The 25,728-nt window shown below is 46.4% G+C and carries 11 protein-coding genes and 1 tRNA gene; all 12 read right to left on the reverse strand.

Features of this window, described 5'->3' with window-relative positions:
- On the reverse strand, positions 1-118 hold a 118-nt coding region (locus tag QZ311_RS10640), incomplete at its 3' end, for a DUF4372 domain-containing protein (RefSeq protein WP_297067682.1).
- 268 nt (positions 119-386) lie between these two features.
- Positions 387-7,181 carry a C10 family peptidase gene (locus tag QZ311_RS10645; protein ID WP_297067636.1) on the reverse strand — a complete coding sequence of 2,265 codons (6,795 nt, stop codon included), beginning with the start codon at positions 7,179-7,181 and terminating at the stop codon, positions 387-389.
- A gap of 41 nt (positions 7,182-7,222) precedes the next feature.
- A complete protein-coding gene (locus tag QZ311_RS10650) occupies positions 7,223-13,684 on the reverse strand; it encodes an InlB B-repeat-containing protein (protein ID WP_297067639.1) in 6,462 nt (2,153 codons plus the stop codon).
- Positions 13,685-14,107: 423 nt separating this feature from the next.
- Positions 14,108-15,022: a serine hydrolase gene (locus QZ311_RS10655; protein ID WP_366141281.1), complete on the reverse strand. Its 915-nt coding sequence runs from the start codon at positions 15,020-15,022 to the stop codon at positions 14,108-14,110.
- Between the two features lie 224 nt (positions 15,023-15,246).
- Positions 15,247-15,738, reverse strand: a complete 492-nt coding sequence (locus tag QZ311_RS10660; RefSeq protein ID WP_297067645.1) for a hypothetical protein — start codon at positions 15,736-15,738, stop codon at positions 15,247-15,249.
- A 369-nt stretch (positions 15,739-16,107) separates the two neighbouring features.
- Positions 16,108-16,189: transfer RNA gene (locus QZ311_RS10665), tRNA-Leu, on the reverse strand.
- Positions 16,190-16,351: 162 nt separating this feature from the next.
- A complete protein-coding gene (locus QZ311_RS10670) occupies positions 16,352-16,888 on the reverse strand; it encodes a gamma carbonic anhydrase family protein (protein WP_297067648.1) in 537 nt (178 codons plus the stop codon).
- 64 nt (positions 16,889-16,952) lie between these two features.
- Positions 16,953-18,740 carry an aminopeptidase P family protein gene (locus QZ311_RS10675; protein WP_297067651.1) on the reverse strand — a complete coding sequence of 596 codons (1,788 nt, stop codon included), beginning with the start codon at positions 18,738-18,740 and terminating at the stop codon, positions 16,953-16,955.
- Positions 18,741-18,796: 56 nt separating this feature from the next.
- A complete protein-coding gene (locus QZ311_RS10680) occupies positions 18,797-19,714 on the reverse strand; it encodes a ribonuclease Z (protein WP_297067654.1) in 918 nt (305 codons plus the stop codon).
- A 213-nt stretch (positions 19,715-19,927) separates the two neighbouring features.
- Complete coding sequence (locus tag QZ311_RS10685) at positions 19,928-22,096, reverse strand: hypothetical protein (protein ID WP_297067657.1); 2,169 nt, start codon at positions 22,094-22,096, stop codon at positions 19,928-19,930.
- Between the two features lie 64 nt (positions 22,097-22,160).
- On the reverse strand, positions 22,161-24,020 hold the full coding sequence (locus QZ311_RS10690; RefSeq protein ID WP_297067660.1) for a transglutaminase-like domain-containing protein: 1,860 nt from the start codon (positions 24,018-24,020) through the stop codon (positions 22,161-22,163).
- Between the two features lie 251 nt (positions 24,021-24,271).
- A complete protein-coding gene (locus tag QZ311_RS10695; RefSeq protein ID WP_297067663.1) occupies positions 24,272-25,672 on the reverse strand; it encodes a hypothetical protein in 1,401 nt (466 codons plus the stop codon).
- Positions 25,673-25,728 lie beyond the last annotated feature (56 nt).

Genomic DNA, 25,728 nt, shown 5'->3' on the forward strand with positions numbered 1-25,728 from the left:
TCTTTACATACTTTTCTCCGCCGTGTTTTCGGCTGATTTCAACAATTTTTTCGCGGTCAAGCGATTTTATTAGCTGACCATATATCGGCTGTCCGAAGAAATTACTACTTTTGGGCATAGTTTTAGTTTTATGTTTTGGCGAACACAAACTAAACTAATTGGGCTGACTCCTGCAAATGGAATCAGCCCTTATTTTTCAGAATCTAAAAAAGTTTAGCGGACAGTAATAAAAAAAAATCCACATAGAATCCCCATTATAAGGGTAGTTAATATCCAATCAATTGATAATTTGGGACGTTTTATCGGACAGCAATAATCAATAAAAGTCCTTGCCATCTGCATCAGATGACAAGGACTTTTATTGATTATTATACTGATAGTGGCGGTTATTTGACCTCTACTTTCCGGCTTACATGTCCATCAGCAGTATATATAACTACGATATGAACACCGGTCTTCAGATTCTCAAACTTCAGCTTATCAGCATTGGTTGCAGAAGCTTCCTTCATGCCTGCGATATCATATACTTCGACAAGCTCTATCGACTGAGTATCGCCTGCAATCTCAATGTTTCCATTTTCAACGACAACCTTTACAGATCCGTTGTCGACAGTCTCGATTGCCGAGGTGGCAGATGTGTTAAACACAATCGGTGACTTGAGTGAGCCTACAGGCGCTTCGGTAAACTTCAGAGTCTGGGGCAACGCATACTCATCATGCGAATCGGTCGAGAATACACGGAAGGTGATTTCATCGCCGGGGTTACCAAAGACACTTATCATTGTCCATCCTTCGACGCATACACCGATACCACGGCATTCATCGCCACAGAAAGCACCAATTTCAAACTCTCCGTCATTGGCCATGATACCTCCGGCTTTAACAACGTGTGAGGTGACAGGCATTACCGACGGATATTTACCGCTTTCGATAGTCCATGCCGCTTTGAGATTTTCACGCACGATGTTCTTTCTGACCTCGCTGTGCGACGGAATAGTGTTATAGTTGAACTCTTTTACGCTTCCGCTGAGATACATATAACCCTGTCCGAGAGCAAGCTGCTGGAGGTCGCCGATCCAATTGCCATCGGTGTCAACCTGTGCAAAGCCTTCGCGGCCGACAATCATATCGCCTTCTTCAGCTTCAAGGTTGGCAAAGGCATCAGCAACAGCAAGACTGCTGTTCTCCATCGGGCAGCCAATCCAGTTCCAACCCTTGTTGAGAGCTACTGGAACAGACGGGTCAAACGAAATTCCGCCGACAACCTGATCGCTGTTTCCACCGACTGTGAACACCTTGTAGGCCTCAAGCGGATTCAGAACATTGAGATTACCAACCACACCGAACTGGGGATCGCGAATGGCCTCTTCTGTCTGTGAAAGCACACGGTCAACATTGTCACTGATTATTGACTCGACCGGAATTTCATTCTCCACATTGTGTGAAATCCAGTTCCATCCGTCTTCAAGACTATAGTTGACATTTGTCTTCCTCAGCTCATAGATCATGTTTACTGCATCCGAGAAGTTTCCTTTATACTCGGCAATCACATTGAGCGCGAGCGTGTCGCTGTCAAGCGAGAATGGCGACGCATAAGCGATTCGTGTCTCGCTGCTGGCAGGGTCAGAACCATCGACAGTATAATATATAGTCGAACCGGCAGTTTCCGAAAGGAGTTCAACAGAGCCTGAACGATAAAGCTTGAATCCGTTATCGTTAGCAGGAGCAGGATTGAACACCCATACAGGATGGAGTCCAACAGCCACACTGTCCGACGCCAATGCTACATTGGGACGTACGAACACAGAGAACGGACTGACGGCAACGCTGTCGGCAACAGCACGACGGAATGCCACACCGTTTTCATCAAGCGTATAGACATCAGCGTTGTCATTATCCGCAGCATAAGCTCCATAAAGAGAGAATTCACTGCCACGGACGCTCATTTCTTCAGCCAGAGGTGTGAAAGCGACATCGTAGACAATCTCTGAGTCAGAAGTCTTTCCACCGGCAATGAATGTCACAGGAACTTTTGCAAAAGGAGCATGGACGTTAGCAAGATAAGGACGATTGGCAACAATGCTGTCAGCAGAAGTAAATGCAGCATCTTCGTCGCTGTTGAGTGTAAGGAGATTGATCCCCTTTCCTCCACGGGGGACAAACTCTTCGCCATAAACCACGGAATCCGGGGTAAATGGAAGAATGATGCCTTTCCATCCGTCATTGTCATCGCTGATGCTGCCCGGGATGTCAATTGTCATTGAAATTCTGTTTGCTCCAAGGCTGAAGCTTGCAGGTGCATTGAACGGATATCCCTGTTCAAGTACGATATCGGTATCAGCCACACGTGAGCTACCCTTATTCACAATAACATTACGCATTGTTCCGAGCTCTATACCACTGTTTTCAGGTATATATATCAGACAGTTGGGATTGATGCCTCTGAATGCCTCCTCTGTAAGTCGGGCTCTACGCGGAGCATGGCTTAACGAGGCCGCTTCAGTCGAGCTATCGCCTGATTTACCAAGGAGAGTGATACTTGTCAGGCTATTGCAGCCTTCGAACGCACCATCACCGATAGCCTCTACGCCCGGAAGGGTTACTGATTCGAGATTTTCACATCCGGCGAAAGCTCCGGAACCGATGGCAACCACATTCTCAGGTATAACCACACTCTTCAGGCTGTTCATGTCAACGAAGGCATTCGCAGGAATCTCCTCGTTCTTCAGTTCAGAAAGGTTGAGAGTTTCAAGTGATTTGAACTTATCGCGAATCTCAGTGAAAGCAGCTTCATCAAGCTGGCCGCTCACACCTATGTTAGTGAGGTTTTTGGCTTCCTCCTCGCTTACAAGGCCAAGTTCACCGGATGAAAGCTGAGCACCTTCCTCAACAACAATTGAAGCCGAGACTTCAATATCGGTATCACCCTGAAGGTCACTGATGACATAAACTCCATTCTCGTCGGGGAGAAGGATTGTCTCCACAGTCTTATACTCAGGATTTGCACCGACTTTAGTCATGATTCGACTGATGGCCTTGACTTTGGGCTCAAGGTTTGCAGCATCCGACGTGAGGCGGAACTTATAATCCACTCCTTCCTTGTAGAGAGTCGGACGGGCGGTCGAACCCGACACGAACAATTCCATCCATACTTCACGCCAGATGTTTTCCTCGTCGACATCAACAAACTCAGCCTTGATGCTTTCAGGGAGCTTGAAGTTGATGGGATAGTGGAACACAACTTTTATATCATGGTTCTGAGGATATCTCATCGATGTCGGCGAATAGCTCGGGTCAAAGATTACACCTTGATAACCATATTTCACGTAGGAATATGATGATCCACCATAAGTATAGTAGGTGACTTCATAGTCATTGTCATATACCCTGAACGCAACATTGGGTCTGCGGATAGGGTTACGGCTCAGCGTACAGTTCGGCAATCCGACGTTGACAGTCGTAGTCTTCATCGGAATTTTTGTCAGTGTGAACGATTCATTGTAATTGAATGAACGCTCAGGGTCAATCTGAATATTAAAGAACTTCTCTGAAGCACCGATGTTGAGAGAATTCCAGTATGAAGCATTTTCATAGAACGATTCCGCTCCTTCCGGAACTTCAAGTTTGACTATCTTGTCAGGGAACGGAGACATATTGCCGGTAGTCGGCGGCATGGTAGCCTGACTTATGATCTTCGAAAGATTTGAGCAAGATGAAAACGCACCTGAACCAACATAAGCGACAGTCGACGGAAGTGTCACTTCAGTCAGATTTACACAGCGGTTGAAAGCATTCTCTTCAATGTTTACAAGATTAGTCGGAAGAATGATTGTCTTCAATGCTGACTGCACAAGAGCTGATGAAGCAAAAGCATTCGACGGAATCGCATTTGCAAGGTCGCCTGCTCCTTTTATGGTTACGTCCGCAAGATCAAGGTCGACAATTGTGGTGGCGTGTTTACGGAACGCGTCGAAATCCTCCGATCTCATCACACCTATCACCTTAAGACGTGCAGGGCATTGAGCAATCTTGGCATCAAGTTCGCCTTCCCTTACATTGACGACTGTATAGGCGTTAGATCCCTTCGGATTAACCTGTATGTTAATCTCAAGGTCTTCGACAACAGCCGGTATAGAGAGGTTGGCTATCGCCGCATCAACAACTTTGTTTATACCGTTTACCGACAGAGTAATACGGTCATCTACAGATATAGGAGTTACTTTAAGAGTGAACGGCATACCTCTCACCACTTGTGTGGCTCCACCTTGGATGTAAGCACCTTCAACCTTCTGGGGCATATTTATATTGTAATATACCACACGGTTTCCGATAGCGCTGATACGATCGGTGATAGTATCGTTCGCAGCATTAACAAGACTCCATTTTTTCTTATCAAGAGAAGATACAATGCGGATAAGGTTACCCTCACGTATGCTCGCATCCTTTACCTGACAGACGAAATTACATGGCTGATTGCCAAAATTGTAAATGCTGTTGTAGATAACAGGTGATATAAGCTCCTTGACTCTGCCATCCTTATCGGTAAGAGCGACACTATAGAACTGATCTGCATTCTCCGAAGGAATTGCAAGCGCGTTCGCACGAATTGTAAACGATTTCCCGGCCACGACATTTACCACATCCGTCACCAGACCGACACCGCCGGCTGCTCCTGTGATTTTCCACGGAGAGTCGGGCCAAGTAGCCTCGGGCTGACGGAAATTAGCGTGAATCATCGTATTGCTGTTGATTGTAGCTGTATAGAGACCGTTTGCCCCGGGATAAAGACGTGTATTGTTGGCATAAAGTTCAACAGTTGCGTCACCGAATGAATCATCTGTGTCAACTTTGAATTCATATTTTGAACCGGGAGCAACTTCAGTTGATTCAGATACAGGTGTAAACTTGATGCCTGCTACATCCTGTATGGTTACTGTGTACTGGCTGTCGGCAACAGGATTCTGTTCCTCGATTTCCTTGAACTCCTTCCAGTAATCCTTGTTCTGATATCCGGCAGAAGCTCCGACAGGGACAATCAGCTTAGCTTTTGGCGTACCTTGGAATACACACCAGTTGACCCATACAGGTGCTGCACGACGAACTGTGACTTCACGAAGGCCACTGCAACCAAGGAATATGTTGTATTCGTAGGTTGAAACCGAAGACGGAATCTCTATGGAAGTAAGGCCGGAATAGCTGAAACAGCCACTCTTGAATGTATTGATGTTTTTAGGCAATACAATCTGGCGGAGAGATCCGCATTTGCTGAATGCATTTGAAGGAATCGCATTTGCAGGATTAGCGCCGTTGGCTTGGATACTTACTCCGGAAATATCAAGTCTCGACAGTTTCATGCGGTCACGCATGAATGTGAAGTCTGTCGCATCGATTGTTCCATAAAGTGTAAGATCGGTGACAGTTCCTGCTTCTGTTTCGTTGATAAGCTGTGACAGCTTACCGGCCTGTACCCACAGAGTGCGCTTCGAAACTACGTCGGCCGCATTCTGAACGATAACAGTTATTGTCTGGTCTGCAGTAACATTGTTGAGGTTATATGTATTGTTGTTCGGAGTGAGTATGAATCCGTTTGCCTTAACCGTTACTACGTTATCAGGAGATGTCGGTACAATCGAGAAAGAGAAGTCACGACCTTTGATTACACGGGGCTCGTCATAGGTTATTTCCGCGCCATCGACAGCAGCCGGGAAATTGATGTTGAAATAGGGAATGACATTGCCTTTGGCACGGGCTTCTCCAAGAGTGATGAGGTCATTGGCCACAGGAAGCCATGAGGTGGATGCATTGTCTTTTGTGACAAGACGGATGACATCACCGTCACCAATCACAGCATCAGCTGGGACAGTACATGAGATATCAGTATATCTCAAGACATTCAACGACGAAAGTCCGAAGTTTTTCCCATCGCAGAGAAGCTGTTTGAATGTTCCGTCAGCTGCGAAAAGACCAAGTGAAATCTTGCCTGAGAAATTATTGTTCGATATATTTTTCAATGCACCGGCTCTGACTTTAAATGTTGTCCCGGGTTGGATATCGGTGACATCCATAGTCATGCCGACCTGATTTTCATCGCTTGTCAGATGGATTGGCGACCATTCGACCGATACTGTCGCAGGCTTGATGTTGTATACGACGGTCGTAAGGTTACTGAAATTATAAGTCTTACTCATGGTCGGATTAAGTGCATCCGAGGCATAGAAACCATCGGCTCCACCGCCCCATCCCCAGTTGATGTGAAGATAGACGATATTACCCATCATTTCATAACCGTCACATACGAAGGCATGACCGGCTGATACATCCTGACCGCAGTAGAGAACAGGACGGTCCTCATCAATCTCGTTCACAATAAGCGCGTCCCATGAATCACGGTCCATCTCACTACCCTTCTTGTATGACACGCCAGCATCATAACCGAACATTGTTATCAGGGCAGACGGGACCTTCACTTCGAATGCGCTTGAGCTTGACATACCGAAATCAGTGCCTATCGCTATTGCCGCGTCAGCGACCAATGTGCCCACTGCGTCGCCTTCTACACCGCTATAACCACTGCGATAACTGTCGTTGCGCATGTTGCTCCAGTCATATGTCGTGGTTTCACCTTCTTTGACAAGTGATGCCGGACGGTTGACGGGATATTGATGGTATTTCAGAATTTCAGCCAAAGCTGTTCCGACACAGCCGACGAGCGGACGGTTAGGAATCTTGCTGTTGAATGGAGCTTCCTGACTCCAAGTCGGGGTGTTGAGCAATTTACGTCCACTTCGCGACACTCGTCCGGGACTCCTTTTTGAGCCTGATTTCAGAACTGATGCCGGAGTTTCAAGCAAGCGTTCTGCAGCTTCAGGCATGGCTTGTGGAAGCCATGCTGAAGTTGTAGAATAGGCCATTACCGGTAGTGCGGTATCATCGGCCGAGACAATAATGAAGCCTTTTTTGTCTGTAGCATTGAAGATGTAGTAACGAGGAGTAGTGTCGACTTTTTCTACGTATGCCAGTTCCAAAGAATTGCCAGCGGACAGACGTGACACATCTGCATTCTGGAAAAAATCGGTAGCCACCTCTTTCGCTTCCTCTGCTGTCAGTATACCTCCCTTTGCCAGCCCCGGATAAAATATACAGGTGGCAAAAGCAAGCATCCGGATTATAGGTTTAAGCATAAACGATGGTTATTTATTTGTGAATTTGGTTTATTTATTACTTATTTGATAAGGATCTTCTTACCGTTGATGATGTATATTCCCTTAGAAAGTTTTTGACTGGCTTCGCGGATTGTCACATCTTTAAGAACCAGCATGCCTTTAAGGTTATATACGGTCAAAAGCGAATTTTCATCTACAAATATGTTGGTAAGTGTAGAGAAAATAGATGTAGTACCGTGAATTTCCACATCGTGCGCAGGCATTGTTGCCGGCACTTCCTCAATCCATCCATCAAATACTTTGCCTGAAGGGAATTGGGGTTCAGGGATTTCAATTGCTTCTCCCATCAACAGTTCTGCCTCGAAATAAACTTCACCGTCAATATAAGCGGTCAACTTATAATAGTTGGCTGTGTAGTAAGCGTTGACAGTGACATCCGATGCAGGCATAGTCTCGGGTAAGCCATCCCAACCGGAGAAGGTGTAACCTTCTTTCTCAGGAGCTTCTTCGGGGGTAATCTTAGAACCGAATGCAACTTCTGTAGTAACATATACCTCATCGTCTACCATATAAGTAAGTATATAGGTATTGATTGTATAAACGCTGTTTACAGTAACATCAGATGCGGGCATAGTTTCGGGCAGGCCTTCCCAGCCTGAGAAGGTATAGCCTTCCTTGACAGGTGCTGCTTCAGGAGTGATTTTTGAACCAAACTCAATCTCTACGTTCTTGTAGATGTTTCCGTCTACAACATATGTAAGAGTATAGGTGTTGACTACGAAATGGCCGTCAACAGTCACATCTGATGCGGGCATAGTCTCCGGAAGCCCATCCCAACCGGAGAAAGTATAACCTTCTTTTTCAGGAGCAGCTTCGGCTTCGATATTTGAACCATAAGCGTATTCAACAGTCTTGTAAACCTCACCGTCCACTACATAAGTAAGAGTGTAAGTGTTTACTGTGAATGTACCGTTTACGGTCACATCCGATGCAGGCATGGTCTCAGGAAGCCCTTCCCAGCCTGAGAAGCTGTAGCCTTCCTTTTCGGGTGCGGCCTCGGCGGTCAGTTTCTCGCCAAAACCGAACTGGAAGGTCTTGTAGACCTCACCGTCTACCATATAGGTAAGAGTGTAGCTGTTGGTCGTGAATGAACCGTTGACGGTTACATCTGACGCAGGCATGATTTCGGGGAGATCCTTCCAGCCTGAGAAGGTGAAGCCTTCTTTTTCAGGAGCTGCTTCAGGTGTAATTTTAGAACCGAACTCGATGTCAACGGTCTTGTAAACCTCGCCGTCAACCACATAAGTAAGAGTGTAGACGTTGACGGTGAACTTGCCGGTAACGGTCACATCTGATGCAGGCATAGTCTCCGGAAGGCCTTCCCAGCCTGAGAAGGTGTAGCCTTCTTTTTCAGGAGCGGCCTCGGCGGTCAGTTTCTCGCCAAAACCGAACTGGAAGGTCTTGTATACCTCTCCGTCTACCATATAAGTAAGCGTGTAGCTGTTGGTCGTGAATGAGCCGTTGACGGTTACATCTGACGCGGGCATGATTTCAGGGAGATCCTTCCAGCCTGAGAAGGTGAAGCCTTCTTTGACAGGGGCTGCCTCAGGGGTGATCTTAGTGCCAAACTCAATGTTAACTGTTTTGTAAACCTCGCCGTCAACTACATAAGTAAGAGTGTAGACGTTGACGGTGAACTTGCCGGTAACGGTCACATCTGATGCAGGCATAGTCTCCGGAAGGCCTTCCCAGCCTGAGAAGGTGTAGCCTTCTTTTTCAGGAGCGGCCTCGGCGGTCAGTTTCTCGCCAAAACCGAACTGGAAGGTCTTGTATACCTCTCCGTCTACCATATAAGTAAGCGTGTAGCTGTTGGTCGTGAATGAGCCGTTGACGGTTACATCTGACGCGGGCATGATTTCAGGGAGATCCTTCCAGCCTGAGAAGGTGAAGCCTTCTTTGACAGGGGCTGCCTCAGGGGTGATCTTAGTGCCAAACTCAATGTTAACTGTTTTGTAAACCTCGCCGTCAACTACATAAGTAAGAGTGTAAGTGTTGACAGTGAACTTGCCGGTAACGGTAACATCGGATGCAGGCATGGTCTCAGGAAGGCCTTCCCAGCCTGAGAAGGTGTAGCCTTCCTTTTCGGGTGCGGCCTCGGCGGTCAGTTTCTCGCCAAAACCGAACTGGAAGGTCTTGTAGACCTCACCATCTACCACATAGGTAAGCGTGTAGCTGTTGGTCGTGAATGAGCCGTTGACGGTTACATCTGACGCAGGCATGATTTCGGGGAGATCCTTCCAGCCTGAGAACGTGAAGCCTTCTTTTTCAGGTGCTGCCTCAGGGGTGATCTTAGAACCGAACTCGATGTCAACAGTCTTGTAAACCTCGCCGTCAACTACATAAGTAAGCGTGTAAGTGTTGACAGTGAACTTGCCCGTAACAGTCACATCGGATGCAGGCATGGTCTCGGGAAGTCCTTCCCAGCCTGAGAAGGTGTAACCTTCTTTTTCGGGAGCAGCCTCAGCGGTCAGTTTCTCGCCGAAACCGAACTGGAAGGTCTTGTAGACCTCTCCGTCTACCATATAAGTAAGCGTATAGCTGTTGGTCGAGAATGTGCCGTTGACGGTTACATCTGACGCAGGCATGATTTCGGGGAGATCCTTCCAGCCTGAGAAGGTGAAGCCTTCTTTTTCAGGGGCTGCTTCAGGGGTAATCTTAGAACCGAACTCAATTTCGACGGTCTTGTAAACCTCGCCGTCAACTACATAAGTAAGAGTGTAAGTGTTGACAGTGAACTTGCCGGTAACAGTCACATCAGATGCAGGCATGGTCTCGGGAAGTCCTTCCCAGCCTGAGAAGGTGTAACCTTCTTTTTCGGGTGCGGCCTCGGCGGTCAGTTTCTCGCCGAAGCCGAACTGGAAGGTCTTGTAGACCTCGCCGTCTACCATATAGGTAAGAGTGTAGCTGTTGGTAGAGAATGTGCCGTTGACGGTTACATCTGACGCAGGCATGATTTCAGGGAGATCCTTCCAGCCTGAGAAGGTGAAGCCTTCCTTGGCAGGGGCAGCCTCAGGGGTGATCTTAGTGCCGAACTCGATGTCAACTGTTTTGTAAACCTCGCCGTCAACTACATAAGTAAGCGTGTAAGTGTTGACACTGAACTTGCCGGTAACAGTCACATCAGATGCAGGCATGGTCTCAGGAAGCCCTTCCCAGCCTGAGAAGCTGTAGCCTTCCTTTTCAGGTGCTGCCTCGGCGGTCAGTTTCTCGCCGAAACCGAACTGGAAGGTCTTGTAGACCTCTCCGTCTACCATATAGGTAAGCGTGTAGCTGTTGGTCGTGAATGTGCCGTTGACGGTTACATCTGACGCAGGCATGATTTCGGGGAGATCCTTCCAGCCTGAGAAGGTGAAGCCTTCCTTGACAGGGGCGGCCTCAGGGGTGATCTTAGTGCCGAACTCGATGTCAACTGTTTTGTAAACCTCGCCGTCAACTACATAAGTAAGCGTGTAAGTGTTGACACTGAACTTGCCCGTAACGGTAACATCGGATGCAGGCATGGTATCAGGAAGTCCTTCCCAGCCTGAGAAGGTGTAGCCTTCTTTTTCAGGTGCTGCCTCGGCGGTCAGTTTCTCGCCGAAACCGAACTGGAAGGTCTTGTAGACCTCACCGTCTACAACATAGGTAAGCGTGTAGCTGTTGGTCGTGAATGTGCCGTTGACGGTTACATCTGACGCGGGCATGATTTCGGGGAGATCCTTCCAGCCTGAGAAGGTGAAGCCTTCTTTTTCGGGAGCAGCCTCTGCCTCTACGGTTGCGCCATAGGAATATTCGACGGTCTTGTAAACCTCACCGTCCACTACATAAGTAAGAGTGTAAGTGTTTATAGTAAATGTACCGGTAACAGTCACATCAGATGCAGGCATAGTAGTTGGAAGACCTTCCCAGCCTGAGAAGGTGTAGCCTTCTTTTTCAGGAGCGGACTCTGCCTCTACTGTTGCACCGTAAGAATATTCGACAGTCTTGTAAACTTCGCCGTCCACTTCATAAGTAAGAGTGTAAGTGTTGGCGGTGAATGAACCGTTGACAGTTACATCGGATGCAGGCATAGTAGATGGAAGGCCTTCCCAACCTGAGAATGTAAAACCTTCTTTAACGGGAGCAGCCTCTGCCTCTACGGTTGCGCCATAGGAATATTCGACGGTCTTGTAAACCTCACCGTCCAACATATAAGTAAGGGTGTAGCTGTTGAGGGTGAAGCTACCTTTAACAGTCATATCAGATGCAGGCATGGTAGTTGGAAGGCCTTCCCAGCCCGAGAAAGTGTAGCCTTCCTTTTCAGGAGCGGACTCAGCCTCTACCGTTGCACCGTAAGAATATTCGACAGTCTTGTAAACAGCGCCGTCTACTTCATAAGTAAGAGTGTAAGTGTTGGCGGTGAATGAACCGTTGACAGTTACATCGGATGCAGGCATAGTAGATGGCAGACCATCCCAACCTGAGAACGTGAAACCTTCTTTAACGGGAGCGGCCTCTGCCTCCACGGTTGCACCATAAGAATATTCGACGGTCTTATAAACCTCGCCGTCTAACATATAAGTAAGGGTGTAGCTGTTGAGTGCGAAGCAACCTTTAACAGTCACATCAGATGCAGGCATGGTAGTTGGAAGGCCTTCCCAACCTGAGAAGGTGTAGCCTTCCTTTTCAGGAGCTGCCTCTACCTCTACTGTTGCACCGTAAGAATATTCGACGGTCTTATAAACTTCGCCGTCTACTTCATAAGTAAGAGTGTAAGTGTTGGCAGTGAAGAATCCGTTGACGGTTACATCGGATGCAGGCATAGTAGTTGGAAGACCATCCCAACCTGAGAACGTGAAACCTTCCTTTTCAGGAGCTGCCTCTGCCTCCACGGTTGCACCATAAGAATATTCGACGGTCTTATAAACCTCGCCGTCTAACATATAAGTAAGGGTGTAGCTGTTGAGTGCGAAGCTACCTTTAACAGTCACATCAGATGCAGGCATAGTAGATGGAAGTCCTTCCCAGCCTGAGAAGGTGTAGCCTTCCTTTTCAGGAGCTACCTCAGCCTCTACTGTTGCACCGTAAGAATATTCGACAGTCTTGTAAACAGCGCCGTCCAATTCATAAGTAAGAGTGTAAGTGTTGGCGGTGAATGAACCGTTGACGGTTACATCGGATGCAGGCATAGTAGATGGCAGACCATCCCAACCTGAGAACGTGAAACCTTCTTTAACGGGAGCAGCCTCAGCCTCCACGGTTGCACCATAAGAATATGCGACGGTCTTGTAAACTTCGCCGTCAACCATATAAGTAAGGGTGTAGCTGTTGAGGGTGAAGCTACCTTTAACAGTCACATCAGATGCAGGCATAGTAGTTGGAAGGCCTTCCCATCCCGAGAAAGTGTAGCCTTCCTTTTCAGGAGCTGCCTCTGCCTCTACGGTTGCACCGTAAGAATATTCGACAGTCTTGTAAACTTCGCCGTCCACTTCATAAGTAAGAGTATAAGTGTTGGCAGAGAATGAACCATTGACGGTTACATCGGATGCAGGCATAGTAGATGGAAGTCCTTCCCAACCTGAGAACGTAAAACCTTCTTTAACAGGAGCGGCCTCTGCCTCTACTGTTGCACCATAGGAATATTCGACGGTCTTGTAAACCTCACCGTCAACTACATAAGTAAGAGAGTAAGTGTTTATAGTAAATGTACCGGTAACAGTCACATCAGATGCAGGCATGGTTGCAGGAAGCCCTTCCCAGCCTGAGAAAGTGTAGCCTTCCTTGACGGGAGCAGTCTCAGGGGTAATCGTCGCACCATACTCAAGTTCATATGATTTATATTCTTCTCCATCCAAAACATATTTGAGCGTATATTTCTCAACTTCGAAATAGGCTTCTAATGTAATATCACTATTTACTATAATCGTACGAGTGGCAGCAGTCTCACCGTCACTCCATCCAACAAAGCGGTAATATGAATCAGGAGTCGCCGTTATCTCAACTTGCGCTCCTTCCGGATATCTTCCGTTACTAATATTTACAGAACCACCTGATGCGGCAGTTACATTTACATCAAAGTATTTTACAATTGGTATATCATGAGGAGCTGACGGTAGACCTATGGCCTTGTTCGCCTCAAAAGTGATTGATTGGCCTTCAATATCCGTGATTTCACCAGTCTGTTTATCTTTAATTTTAAACGAGACTGTTTCACCTCTTTCCGTATTACTACGTATACGCATATAGAGGCAATTCTCTACACCGGATATGGACTCTGCCACTCCTCGACATTCATCACCGACAAAAGAAGCAACCTCGTAGCTCGTAAGATCCACCGGTTTTTCGTTTGTCGCAAAAGCCACATTAAAATAGAGGCTCATGTCATAACGATAATCAGCCGGATTGACGTTCCATTCAAGCGGGACACTCGCGCCTGAAGAGGAAAAAACCGTCAGAAACAGCACAATCAGCGTTACTAATGATTTGCTAATTGTTTTTTTCATTGGTGTTAATAAAGTTTAATAAGCAATTAATTCGTAATATTTGCGATGGTATGATATATTTATTATTGTGTATCAGCAATCCAGACAACGTAAGCATACTGATTTAAGACAATTCAACAATTAACCCAAATCAAAGCCGAAAACTTCTTATCAGCTTCCGGCTATCGTATGATAAATGTTACCCTCCTATTCTTATCTCAGAAAAAATTCAGGCTGCAAACAATATAAATCGGATTTTCAATGCAAAATTATATAAAATAATTGAAACAATATATATAAATATGTGGGAATTATAATTTTGATTTTATTTTTTTAATTTAAATAGATATTGACATCATCATATAAGTGTATAAATAGCACATAACCTAAATATATTGACAATGACAAAACTTGGTTCAGTTCTCTTTACCACCTTTAGAACTATCAGTTTTCATGCCCAACAAAATCATTGTAGACACATTTTGAGATTTCAGCAATCACAGCCGAAGCCTCATCCTCACTGCCATTGAAATCACGTATAAAAACAGCAAGGCTATAATCACGACCATCAGGCAATCTGAAGTAACCGACATCATTGTGAGCAATCAGTTCACCGACATCATTTCGATAACCACTTCCTGTCTTGTGGCCAAACAACACTCCATCACCCTCCATGACAGCAGCTCCAAGACGATTTTGACCTGTAGTCACAACAGTCAGAGCACTTTTTATCGAGTCCTGACTAGCCCGACAGACAAGATCGGAGTTAAACACCTGCTTTATCAGCACAGCGGCAGCCAGAGGAGACGTGCAGTTAAGATAGCTGAGACTATGATTCTGTTTCATATCCGCTTCCGAATAGCGTATATGGAAAGTCGTATCCATCGCAAGGCTCTTTACCAACCCGTCAGTTTCAACCGGTGACACTATATGACTGAAAAGGAGATTGCTCGCATTATTGTCGCTCGACACCAGAGAATATCTGACCAATTCACCGACTGTGACCGTAAAATCCTTGTCTATATATTTTTTCAGCATCGGACTCCATGTCTCCCGGTCAAGCTCTCCGGCTGATATCGACAATATGCTGTCAAGCCCAGTGCCATTAAGTTCCAACACCTTACCGACAGCCAATGACTGATGGAGTTTGAACACACTCATCATAGGATAAGCCACACCATTGTTGACTGTCACAGTGTCACCATCACTGACAAATGCTATTCCGACAACACCGGGAACAGAGTCTGCAATTGCATATAATTTATCTCTTAGTGATGAATCTGAAGAGGAAGAGGCTTTCTGACAAGATGTGAATACGCACATCAAACATACTAAACAAAATAACAATGATTTTTTCATAAAATAAATTAGCTATAATCCCTCATGCCGACAAAAAAAGCATGAACATAATATCAAAACGTTGGTAAAATACAAATTTAAATAATTTTTATCACAAACCAAAACCACAATGCTTGAGTCTTCGGCAATCCAACCTAAATTTTATTACACCCTACAAATAATAATGGCTATCCTCCCATAACTGAATGGATAGCCATTGTGTTAGAATAGTCAATCCGACTTAATTAAAAAGTCACGGAAAGACTCATCGCAGGGATATATGACATATTTTGCCCGATAGCCGGAGTGGTGAGTTGAGTAACGCCCATACTCATGCCTATCTTCTTGGCTTTATTCCTATTATGATATGCTACGCAAAGTATTGGCACACTCGCCACTGTAATGGCCGCACCGGAGATCATGGCGACTTTTGATGCGGTTGACATTGCATCAGACCCCAAATCGGAATTCGATGTAAAAAGTAACAGTACGCCTGTTGTTGTAGCAGCAATACCCACACCGAATGTAGTCCAACCAACGGTGCGCAATGCCTTGTATTTACCCCATTCCGGGGTATTCTTGTAGGCATCATTCATCAGCATTGACGGGTATTGCTGTGGACTCTGACTACTGATACCGGTCTGCACATCAGCCTGATTGCAGGAAATTGAATCGTTTTGCGAGTACGCACAAACTGCCGATACAATAAAAACTATAAATATTAAGATTTTCTTCATATTGATATTTCTCAGTTGGCCCGATGAAGAGTTTATTAGTGAAAGAAAACGTGAGCCAACTATGCCACCGTTGCACGCTTGAAAAATAACTGTGTTTCAAATTATAAGATAGGCATAACGTTTTCAAAAAACTACAGTGAAGCGAACGCCGTAAATTCGATTGCAAAGTTACCTATAATGTCGTAATCTACTATATTCCAAAAGCTAAAAACAATTAATCAACCGAAATCGAATTAATATAGTGAATGGATATTAAAAATAACAAAATCATTTGCTTGGAATGACTCGATTTCCGCCGATAGTACACTTTTAGTACACATCATAAAAGAAATAATGACTGAAAACCAAGCGATTATCAGTCATTATCAGTACCCGGACCCGGGATCGAACCGGGATGGATTGCTCCAACGGTGTTTGAGACCGTCGCGTCTACCGATTCCGCCATCCGGGCAACTTTATATTCGTCTAACTTCAAGGACTGCCGGGCGACATTCTGTAAAACCAAAAGTGATTCACATCACCAAAAAATGTCTGCCTTTGTCCCTGAGCGTCGCCTATGCGACTTAGACGGGGACAAAGGTAGACATTTTTTTTTATACTTACAAGAGGAAGATTAAAAATCTGTCGGAGCTTCCGGATCTGTGTACCAGCGGGAATACCTCAGATAGTTGTGGGCTATCTTTTTATTGAGTTCTCGTGAAGTTTCAGGATCGACCATCTTTATGAATTTGGCAGGAGCACCACCCCAAAGTTCATTCGGCCCGATTTTGGTGCGTGAAAGCACAACCGAACCGGCTGCAACGAGAGCATTTTCTCCGACTTCGGCATCGTCCATCACAACCGCTCCCATACCAATAAGGGCATAATCGCGGATTTTAGCACCATGAATGGTCACATTGTGTCCGATAGAGACATCATTGCCAATCTCGATTGTCGATTTCTTATATAAGGTATGAAGGACAGAACCATCCTGAATGTTTACTCGATTGCCAATACGAATCGAGTTGACATCTCCACGGATAACGGTGTTGAACCATACGCTGCACTCGCTACCCATGACTACATCGCCGACAACGGTAGCATTCTCGGCAAGAAAAGTATCAGGTCCGATTTCCGGAGTGAAACCCCTGACAGGAATTATCAAGGCCATTTTTTAATAATCATAAAAGTTAAACATCAGTGGAGCACCAACCCCACCATCTGACTTAAATCGGTCAACGGTCAAGCGGTCTGGTTGCATCTGCGAGCCATGCACGCTCCGACTCCGACATAAGCGGAGCAAGGCGGTCATAAACTGTGTGATGATAATTGTCGACCCACTCGATTTCATCATCCGACATAATCGAGACATCAAACAGACTGCGGTCAAACGGACAAAGCGTAATCGTCTCGAAAGCATAGAACTTGCCGAACTCAGTCTCCTCATAAGGAATTGTGAGGACAAGGTTCTCACAACGTATGCCATAGCGGTCTGCAAGATATACACCGGGTTCATTGGAAGTGAGCATACCGGGCGTAAGCGGAGCGAGAGTATCGTTCAGACGGATGCTCTGCGGACCTTCATGCACATTAAGGAAATGTCCCACGCCGTGACCTGTGCCATGCAGATAGCTCTTGCCCTCCTTCCAGAGTGGCATGCGTGCAAGCGCATCGAGCTGAGCTCCGCGAGTACCCTCAGGGTAGATTGAAGTAGCGATTGCGATATGTCCTTTCATCACGAGAGTGAAGTCATGGCGCATATCGGCAGAGGGTTCACCGATGGCGATAGTTCTGGTGATGTCTGTTGTGCCGTCGAGATAGTTTGCACCTGAGTCGATGAGCAGGAGATTGCCCTTTGTGATTACAGAATTGCTTTCAGGCGTAGCCGTGTAGTGGACAATCGCTCCGTTAGGGCCAAAACCGCAGATGCTCTCGAAACTGAGATCAAAGAAAAGCTCGCCTTTACTGCGATGTTTCAGCAGAATGTCGGCGACACCCATTTCAGTCAGCGTCTCGCCTGCCTCGACAGCCTTTTCAATTTCCATGAACGAGCGCACCATTGCAACACCGTCGCGAAGATGGGCCTGACGTATTCCTGCAATCTGAACATCGTTTTTGACAGCCTTCGGGAGAGCCACGGGAGAATCGCCCTTCACATAGCGTCCTTCAAGGACATGGGCAATCGCACCTGAAGCACGGCTTCCGCTGAGAAGCACAGTCACATCCTTCGGCAGAGCCGCAAGCGAGGCAAGCACCGCATCATAGGCCTCAACCGCCACGCCGGCATCCTTGAGATAAGCTTCAACCTCAGGTGACATTTTGGCCTCGTCGACAAACAGGGTGCTCCCCTCCGGAGCAAGATAAAGGAATGATGTGGCGACAGGATTACAAGGCACATCGTTAGAACGGATGTTGAGCACCCATGCTATCTCATCGAGAGCCGATGTGAAATAAGCCTGCGCGCCCTGTGTGGCAGCGCTTTCAAGAATGCGCGAAATCTTAGCCTTGGCCGACTCTCCGGCATACTTCTCGTCGTGCACAAAAATTTTGTCGGATGGAAGCGATGGACGGTCAGCCCATATACGGTCAATCGGATCAAAGTCGACATCCAGTTCTATTCCGGCGGCATTGAGTCGGGAACGGAGCGAAGCGGTCTCGTCGATTGACATAAGCATGCCGTTGATACCGACCTTATCACCTTTTTTCAGATGTTCGCAGAGATACTCGGGGATTGAAGGAGTGTCGGGCAGTCCGTCTTTCATCAGAATTATCCCTGTGCCTTCAATCTGCTGCGCACCCTGAAGGAAATATCGGCTGTCGACCCAAAGGAGAGCTTCCTTGTCGGTCACCACCATTGTTCCGGCCGAGCCGGTGAATCCGCTGAGATAGCGGACAATATGCCAATGGGATGATATGTATTCACTCAGATGCGCATCAGTGCGAGGAAGTATCACCGCCTTTACACCTTCGGCGGCCATCTCTTTGCGAAGCGCGACGATGCGCTCGATAATCAGATTCTGCATAAGATTCGTATTACTTTTGAGAAGTGTTATTATTCGTAATTTAGTTTTTTCATTGCTCATTCAAGGTCGACGCGCAGTCCTTCGTTGGCCACAATCACATCCTGAAACTCTTCAGAAGCTTCTTTAAGAAGAATTTCCTCTGAATTGTAGCGTTTCGAGAAATGCCCGATAATCAGCCTCTTCGCCCCGGCCGCTGTTGCAATAAGCGCCGCCTGCCGGGCCGTGGAGTGTCCGCGTTCCCGGGCCGTCGCCTCAAGCGAATCATCATAAGTGGCTTCATGATAGACCGTGTCAACACCTTCTATGTCCTTGGCGACACGCTTGTCCATCATCGTGTCACTGCAATAGGCATAGCTCATGGACGGGTCTGCATCGGTGGTCAGCATAATGTTTGGAATAACCGTTCCGTCTTCTTTCACATAGTCAGCCCCATCCTTGATATTTTTAATCTGAGAAACAGGGACATTGTGGAATTTTACGGCATCTCCACGCAGATGGCGCTGCTTTGGCTTTTCACGGAAAATGAAACCCGAACACGGCGTGCGGTGATAAAGAGGGAAAGTCTCGATCGTAAGTCCTGAATCCTCATATACAATCCTCCTCTCGCCTTCCTCTATTATATCGTAGATAATCTCAAACGGCGAATTCCGATTGAAAAAATCCATCCATTCTTTCATAAGTCTCGCCCCGTCGCGGAATATATGAACTGTAACAGAACCACTTATCTGATGCAGAGCCATAGTCGAAAGCAGTCCGGGCAACCCGAAGAGATGATCGCCGTGAAGATGAGAAATGAATATATGGTTGAGACGCGAGAATTTCAGCCCAAGCCGACGAAACATGAGCTGTGCACCTTCTCCGCAATCAATCATGAAAAGCTTGTCGCGGAAATCCACCACCTGACACGACGGCTGGTGGCGCGCCGTAGGCGTGGCCGACCCGCATCCGAGTATATTGACCTGAAATTTTGCCATAACAACACAAAAGTACACAAAAAACGCGGATTCTATCCATGCGTGACATGAAAAAAACATCAGTCACAGCTCACGTCTGTGATAAAACCTCATCCGAAACGCCCGATGCTACGAAAAATAATTTCCACAGAAAGCATTTCTCACCAAAAATGTTGTTGGCAAAGGGATAAACCGTGGAGATGTTTTTGAGATTCATCCCTTTCCAGCCCATCACTAATCGCGGTGCAACACAAGTGACGATGACACAAAGGCATCGGCCGCCTCTTGCAGTGTAAGAAAATCAGTCCATCTATCCGGGTGATAAGTAGTCTTATTATTACGCTGGACAACCTTCATAATGATATTTCCATCCTGATCCAGAGCGGTCTGAGCATAAAACATGCCACATAGGTTTGAGACATTCACCTGAAGATGCTCAAGGTCAGCAGAATTAACCGTATAGCCTTCAGGTATCTGAAACCTAATCTGAGCTGTTACGTTTGACGGACCGGCTGTCATAATGCTGATTTCGCGTTCACGCTTCTCATCTCTGACATCGGCCGGTCGCATGGCAAGGGCAGGAAGAGAAACTATAAGATCGTCGCCTGCCGGCGAAACAAGCCCCTCCGCACTGCATGTCGCCTTATAGCTCAAACTCGACTCATCAGGCAAAAATCCGACCGACACCACCGATGCTGAATCGAGCACACACTCCTTTATATTGAAATCCAATTTAGGCATCTCCGAAAGAATCTCGTCGCGAAGAAGCGCATTGGCAGCCACATCCATTTTACGTTTTGAACGATCTTTCTCCGGAATGGCCAAATAGCCTTCAACCTTTGACAGAAAATGATCAGGTGTCACCATCAACTCTCCAATAGCCTTGTAAAATCCACGGATAGTAGAAGTATAATCAATCGCAAGCTGCGACCCGGAAACATCAGGAATAGTCACGGTCGACTCAATCATTCGCGCATTAGCCTTAGCGTTTGACAACGGAAGTGTAATATGCCCGAAATCCTTCTTTGCATACACCTCAGAACGCTTTCCTCCGAGAGTATAGGCCGGTTCGCCGGAATACCCTCCGGGAATCTCACCGGGTTGAAAGGACATTATCGCTGAATGGAGGAATGGGCGGTCACCGACCATGACGAGTGGAGAGACCTGTTTATAGCTTGCTATCTGGTCGAGGGGAATCTCATCGCGCGACGTGGCAACTGCCATTGTCACCGGTAAAGAAAGTTGGAGTTTGTCCATTGTGTCCTTATACATCGCCGCAATAAGCCATGAATCAAAATTTTCCTTTGAAACAAAGGCTATGTAAAGTGTGGCAAGCCATGCAGCATCAGCAATCTGTTCCTCTGAGGCTTCAGGATTCAGTTTCCTATAGTTTTTGACAAGCGACATGACGGCAGAAGCATCTTTTGACGGAACTTCAAGATCAGAAATCACTTCGGCTATCTCGTAAAGGACAGGGAGCGCTCCGTTGTTGATAAGCACCCCGCAACGTCTTACACTTTTAAGAGTCTTGAACAGATTGGAAACATTATCACTTATCTTTACGCGCATATATGGAACCTGACGTTTAGGTTTGCACCACTGCGACTTTTCAAATGCCTGAAGATGCTGAAGTTCCAGACCACAATTGGCACGTCCTTCCGAATCAAAGCCTGAAAATTCACACTGAGGGAGCTCATTGAATGAGTTAACCTCAGTGGTGAGACGCGAATTCAGAGTCATCGAAAGCAGAAAATTCCTTACCGGATATTTCCGAAAGACATCCACATCAAATCCGACACTTTGATTCGCAAGCATATATCGATCTGTCAGATAAAAATAGTCAAGCACATCACCCACCTCAAGTCCGGGAATGGCAATTTTGTGATAAGTCACCGTTTTTCCTTTCTTCCCCTCGGTTTCTGTCAGAGTAGAACTCATATCGACATCCATTATCCTCCCGTCCGGTTTATGAATACGCGCACCGAAAGCATATTTGTAATCATAGGCCAACAGGCCGGCACGCAATGAAAGATATTCATCAGGCAAGAAACGGAAATCCGAAAAATCGTCTATAGCTTTGGCATCATTAAGCTTCACCATATTACGACTGATAACCCGGACATTATTTTTTGCAACAATCGTACCGATAGTCGTGGTGAACCGACCTATATCGGAAACTTCATCACGGGTCGCATTTACGTTTGTATAAGAAGCGATAAAGACTGCCGATACATTTTCATATAGAGAACTGTCGAGAGGGGCTTTCGGATCAAACTGCGGGAGTTCCATACTCCAGACCGTCTCTGCACATTTTCTCAGATAATTCAAATCAAGCCCTTTGGCTGCGGAAACGGTCTGTGAGATGAGAAGACTCACAGCAATAAGGAGATAGTGGCGTTTCATGGTAATAATTTAATTATGTGATTTTAGTTGATTTATTGCTAAGACAAAAAACAAAGCAGCCGACTCACCCGGCGGATTCAAGGATTATACGTTCCGAAAGCACCTTGGCCAAAGCTCGGACAGCATCATTATGTTCCTGAAGTCCGTCAAACGGAATCATACGCTTCTCAACAGTCAGTGACAACGCTACAGTCAGTTTCTGACCTTCCAAACGACAAATGAAGGAGGCTTTGAAATTGGGAGTCGCAATGTTGAAATCGGCAGGAATGGATACCGGTCGAGCGCCATCAGGTATATAAAGCGTAGCACTGCGTCTGATAGCATATAAACCGCGAAGGAATACAGGCTGACGGCGTTTATTCATATCATAGACCAATGAGACAATACCGGGATAGAGGCCAAGAGCCACATAAGTTTTACCCGCAGAGCGGGTGACAGCTTTCTTATCCACTACTTCCGCCCGAAGGACAGAAGGTCCTCCACATGGAGAGGAATTCTCAATTTTGACCTCCATAACATCAAAACCACGCCGCTGTTCACGGATATATCGTGACAAAATATTATCACGCTTTGTAGCATCACTTCCACGCAGCAGATTGAGCAACGAAGCCTTGTAGAAGCCACTGATGCTTTCTGTGAGACTACCTCTTAGACCGTTAATCCCATCAATGCTATAGTCAATGTGGATACTATCAGTGTTGACGCTTGGAGGAAGAACAGGGACACGATGAATCATAGGAGTGTCACCATTTTCAATTATCGTCTGTTTGCCTTGAATAGATGGTAAATATAGACCACAATCAGCCATCCCGACCGTTCCGTCTAAATAGACCACTGAATCTCCCGGAAGAATGGCAGCGGCAATCATATGGTCTCCGGTGCTGAACAGAGGTGTCTCGGTCCAGTCGTCAGCAATATTATCCGACCCTATCCATACAAGCCGGCCGTCAATCCCGACAGTGCGTAACATAGCTTTAATTAGCGAGGCTGAGCCTTTGCAATCACCGAAACGCTTGCGGAGCACTTCTGATGGATGATCGGGAGTGTTGCCAAGGTCACCGTGTTCAATGGCTATATATCGTATATTGTCGTGCACCCAATCGCTGATTGCTGCAATACGTTCGGAGTCGTTTTTACAGTCTGAAGTTACTTTTCGAGCCATAGCCTCAACAGATGCCGGATCAGGATCCGAAGCAAGGGTATAGGAGCGCAGACTCTCATAAAGCTGATTGACATCGGTGTAAAATCCTGTAAGCTGAACGTAAGGATACACCCGACGTGCCGGCGGCGCATCAGCCTCATATTTGAATTCAGGCAAATCTGTTGCTGTGACACTCACCACATACTCCTTACCGTCAGCTGAAATTCCGCGGTCAATCTTGACCTGAGGTGGCAGATTATGACCAACCACATCTATGACACCTTGAAGACTGACCGGCATACGGTAAGTGAGACTGTAACGCTCTATCGGATAGATTGAACCAAGAAAACTGATGGTTGCAAAATCAGGACGATTGAATGTGCGGTCAAAGACAGCCTCAACATCCTTACCCACTTCTTCAATCGGAATATTGAGAAGGCAGACACGCGAATCGTCAAAAAATATACCAGAACCGGTAGCCTTGGTGTAGACCGGTTTCGCACCTTTGGCTTTCGCCTTGTCAATGTTTTGGGTATCGTCATAAAACACATATGCTTTAGCAGTTGCCGGAGCACTTGTGGCACGATAGGTTGTGACCAGATGATGCCTGATACGCGTGACTGTTTTGCCTTCCTTATCGGCAGAAATAACAAACGTGCTATTAACCTCCGGAATCACAATGTTTCTTTTGGCATCCCCGTTCACTCCCGGTGCAGCAACCATCCTTGCCGGATGCATGGCTACACTCAAAAATGCAATAAGAAATGTCAGTAAGTAGTGCATAATGCCCATACTACACAGAGTTAAATTTTCGTAAATATACAAAAAAAGTTAAACACTTCTACCAAAATTATCATGATTTTATCACACTACTACCTTCTTTTTTAAACTTTAAGTCATTTTTATAGCAAAAAGCATTTACCAAAATCCAAGAAAAGAAAATGGGCATTTGTACAACAATGGATAGCAGGCTATTAGTTTTTAACCGTATGTGCCAATGATATGTCTTTATCTAAAATAAATTAATCAGACACTTAATCATTCAACTCCGACACAATCAGGACATCTCCCTTGTTTTTGAAAAGGCGGTGGCTGTTGACGATGAATCCCTTGTGGTCAGAGCCATATCTCTCAATGACTTTCCCGTCAAGACCGATGCGGATAAACGAAAGCGTTTCGCCTTTGCTTTTGACAATGTGTCCGTCGGGGAGCGAAGCCACGAGATAATACACCTTATCGCTGTCAATGCTGTCAATCAGGTTCAGGTCGGTATCTACATGAAGGATACTACCGCCATGCGCAGCGACATACGCACCCTCGCGTGGAAATTGCAGACGGCTGAAATTCTCACCCGAACCATCACTGACAAACACTGTCGCGGTCACAAAGTTGAGATTCTTGCCGAAACGCTCCTCATCCCACTTTTCAGGGAAAAAGTACAGATAAAGGCTTTCGCCTGTTCCGGCGAGGAAAGAAGCCCTGAACGGCCGACCGGACTTATAGCGCCTGTTTCCCGACTCGACATATCCCACGTTGACCATTTCTATTGTATCGCCGTGAATGTCAAGCTTCGCATGGCTTCCTGCATTTTTAGGCAATATGGACTGCCACACCTCGTTCATGTCGGAATCAAGACAGACAAGGCGTTCGCGGTCAGAGACGAAGAAACGGCCATCATGTTTCACGACATCAGAACAGAAATTACCAATATCATACGAGTTAGCCTGAGTGTCAAGCGAGTTCAATGATAACGCACCGAAAAGCAGACCGCCCACAGCACCAAAGACAGAACCGGTCAAAAAAGATTCAGCCGCCTCTTCTGACAGCCAGTAGGATTTACGGTCGAAAACCGATTGTTTCAACGGACAGCTCTTTATCTCGCCTGTAACTAAGTTGATTTTACCTACGTAATCAGACTGAATTATGAGTGTATTCTCGTCGGGCCGCTCGACCACCTTCCATCGCGAACCGCTATTGCTGCCAATCTTTGTCTCCCACTGCTTCTCGCCTGTCGAAAGGAGATTGCAGCCAAGCTTTCCTTTACCTCTGAGCCCTATAATCAGGTCCTTGCCATAATCAAAATACAATGGCCGCGATGTCAGCTTCCTTATCTCCTTACCGGTATGGAAATCATATAGCACAAGGTCGAAGGCATCACCGATGATTACTCCCCGATCACACACGCCCACATATCTGTTAGGATAATATTTCCTTGACCAGAGTCCGCGTCCGTCTTTCAGCGACGCGACTTTGAGACGCATCTGACCGTCTTTGTTCGATGTCTTCTGGTCAGCGAGAAAGACAACATATGAAGCCGTGTCGGGGACAAGTATGTCAAAACATTTGTCAGGAATCCTGACATCGACGGAGTCACCTGCCAGCGCGACTGCCGTCAGCGACATGAGCATCAGTAAGTTCAAAAGAAATCTTTTCATGGTAGTTAAAATCAGAGTATATTTTCAAGTAATCAAGTCAATGACAAAAATCAGGC

The organism is uncultured Duncaniella sp., assembly GCF_910578445.1.
Taxonomy (GTDB): domain Bacteria; phylum Bacteroidota; class Bacteroidia; order Bacteroidales; family Muribaculaceae; genus Duncaniella.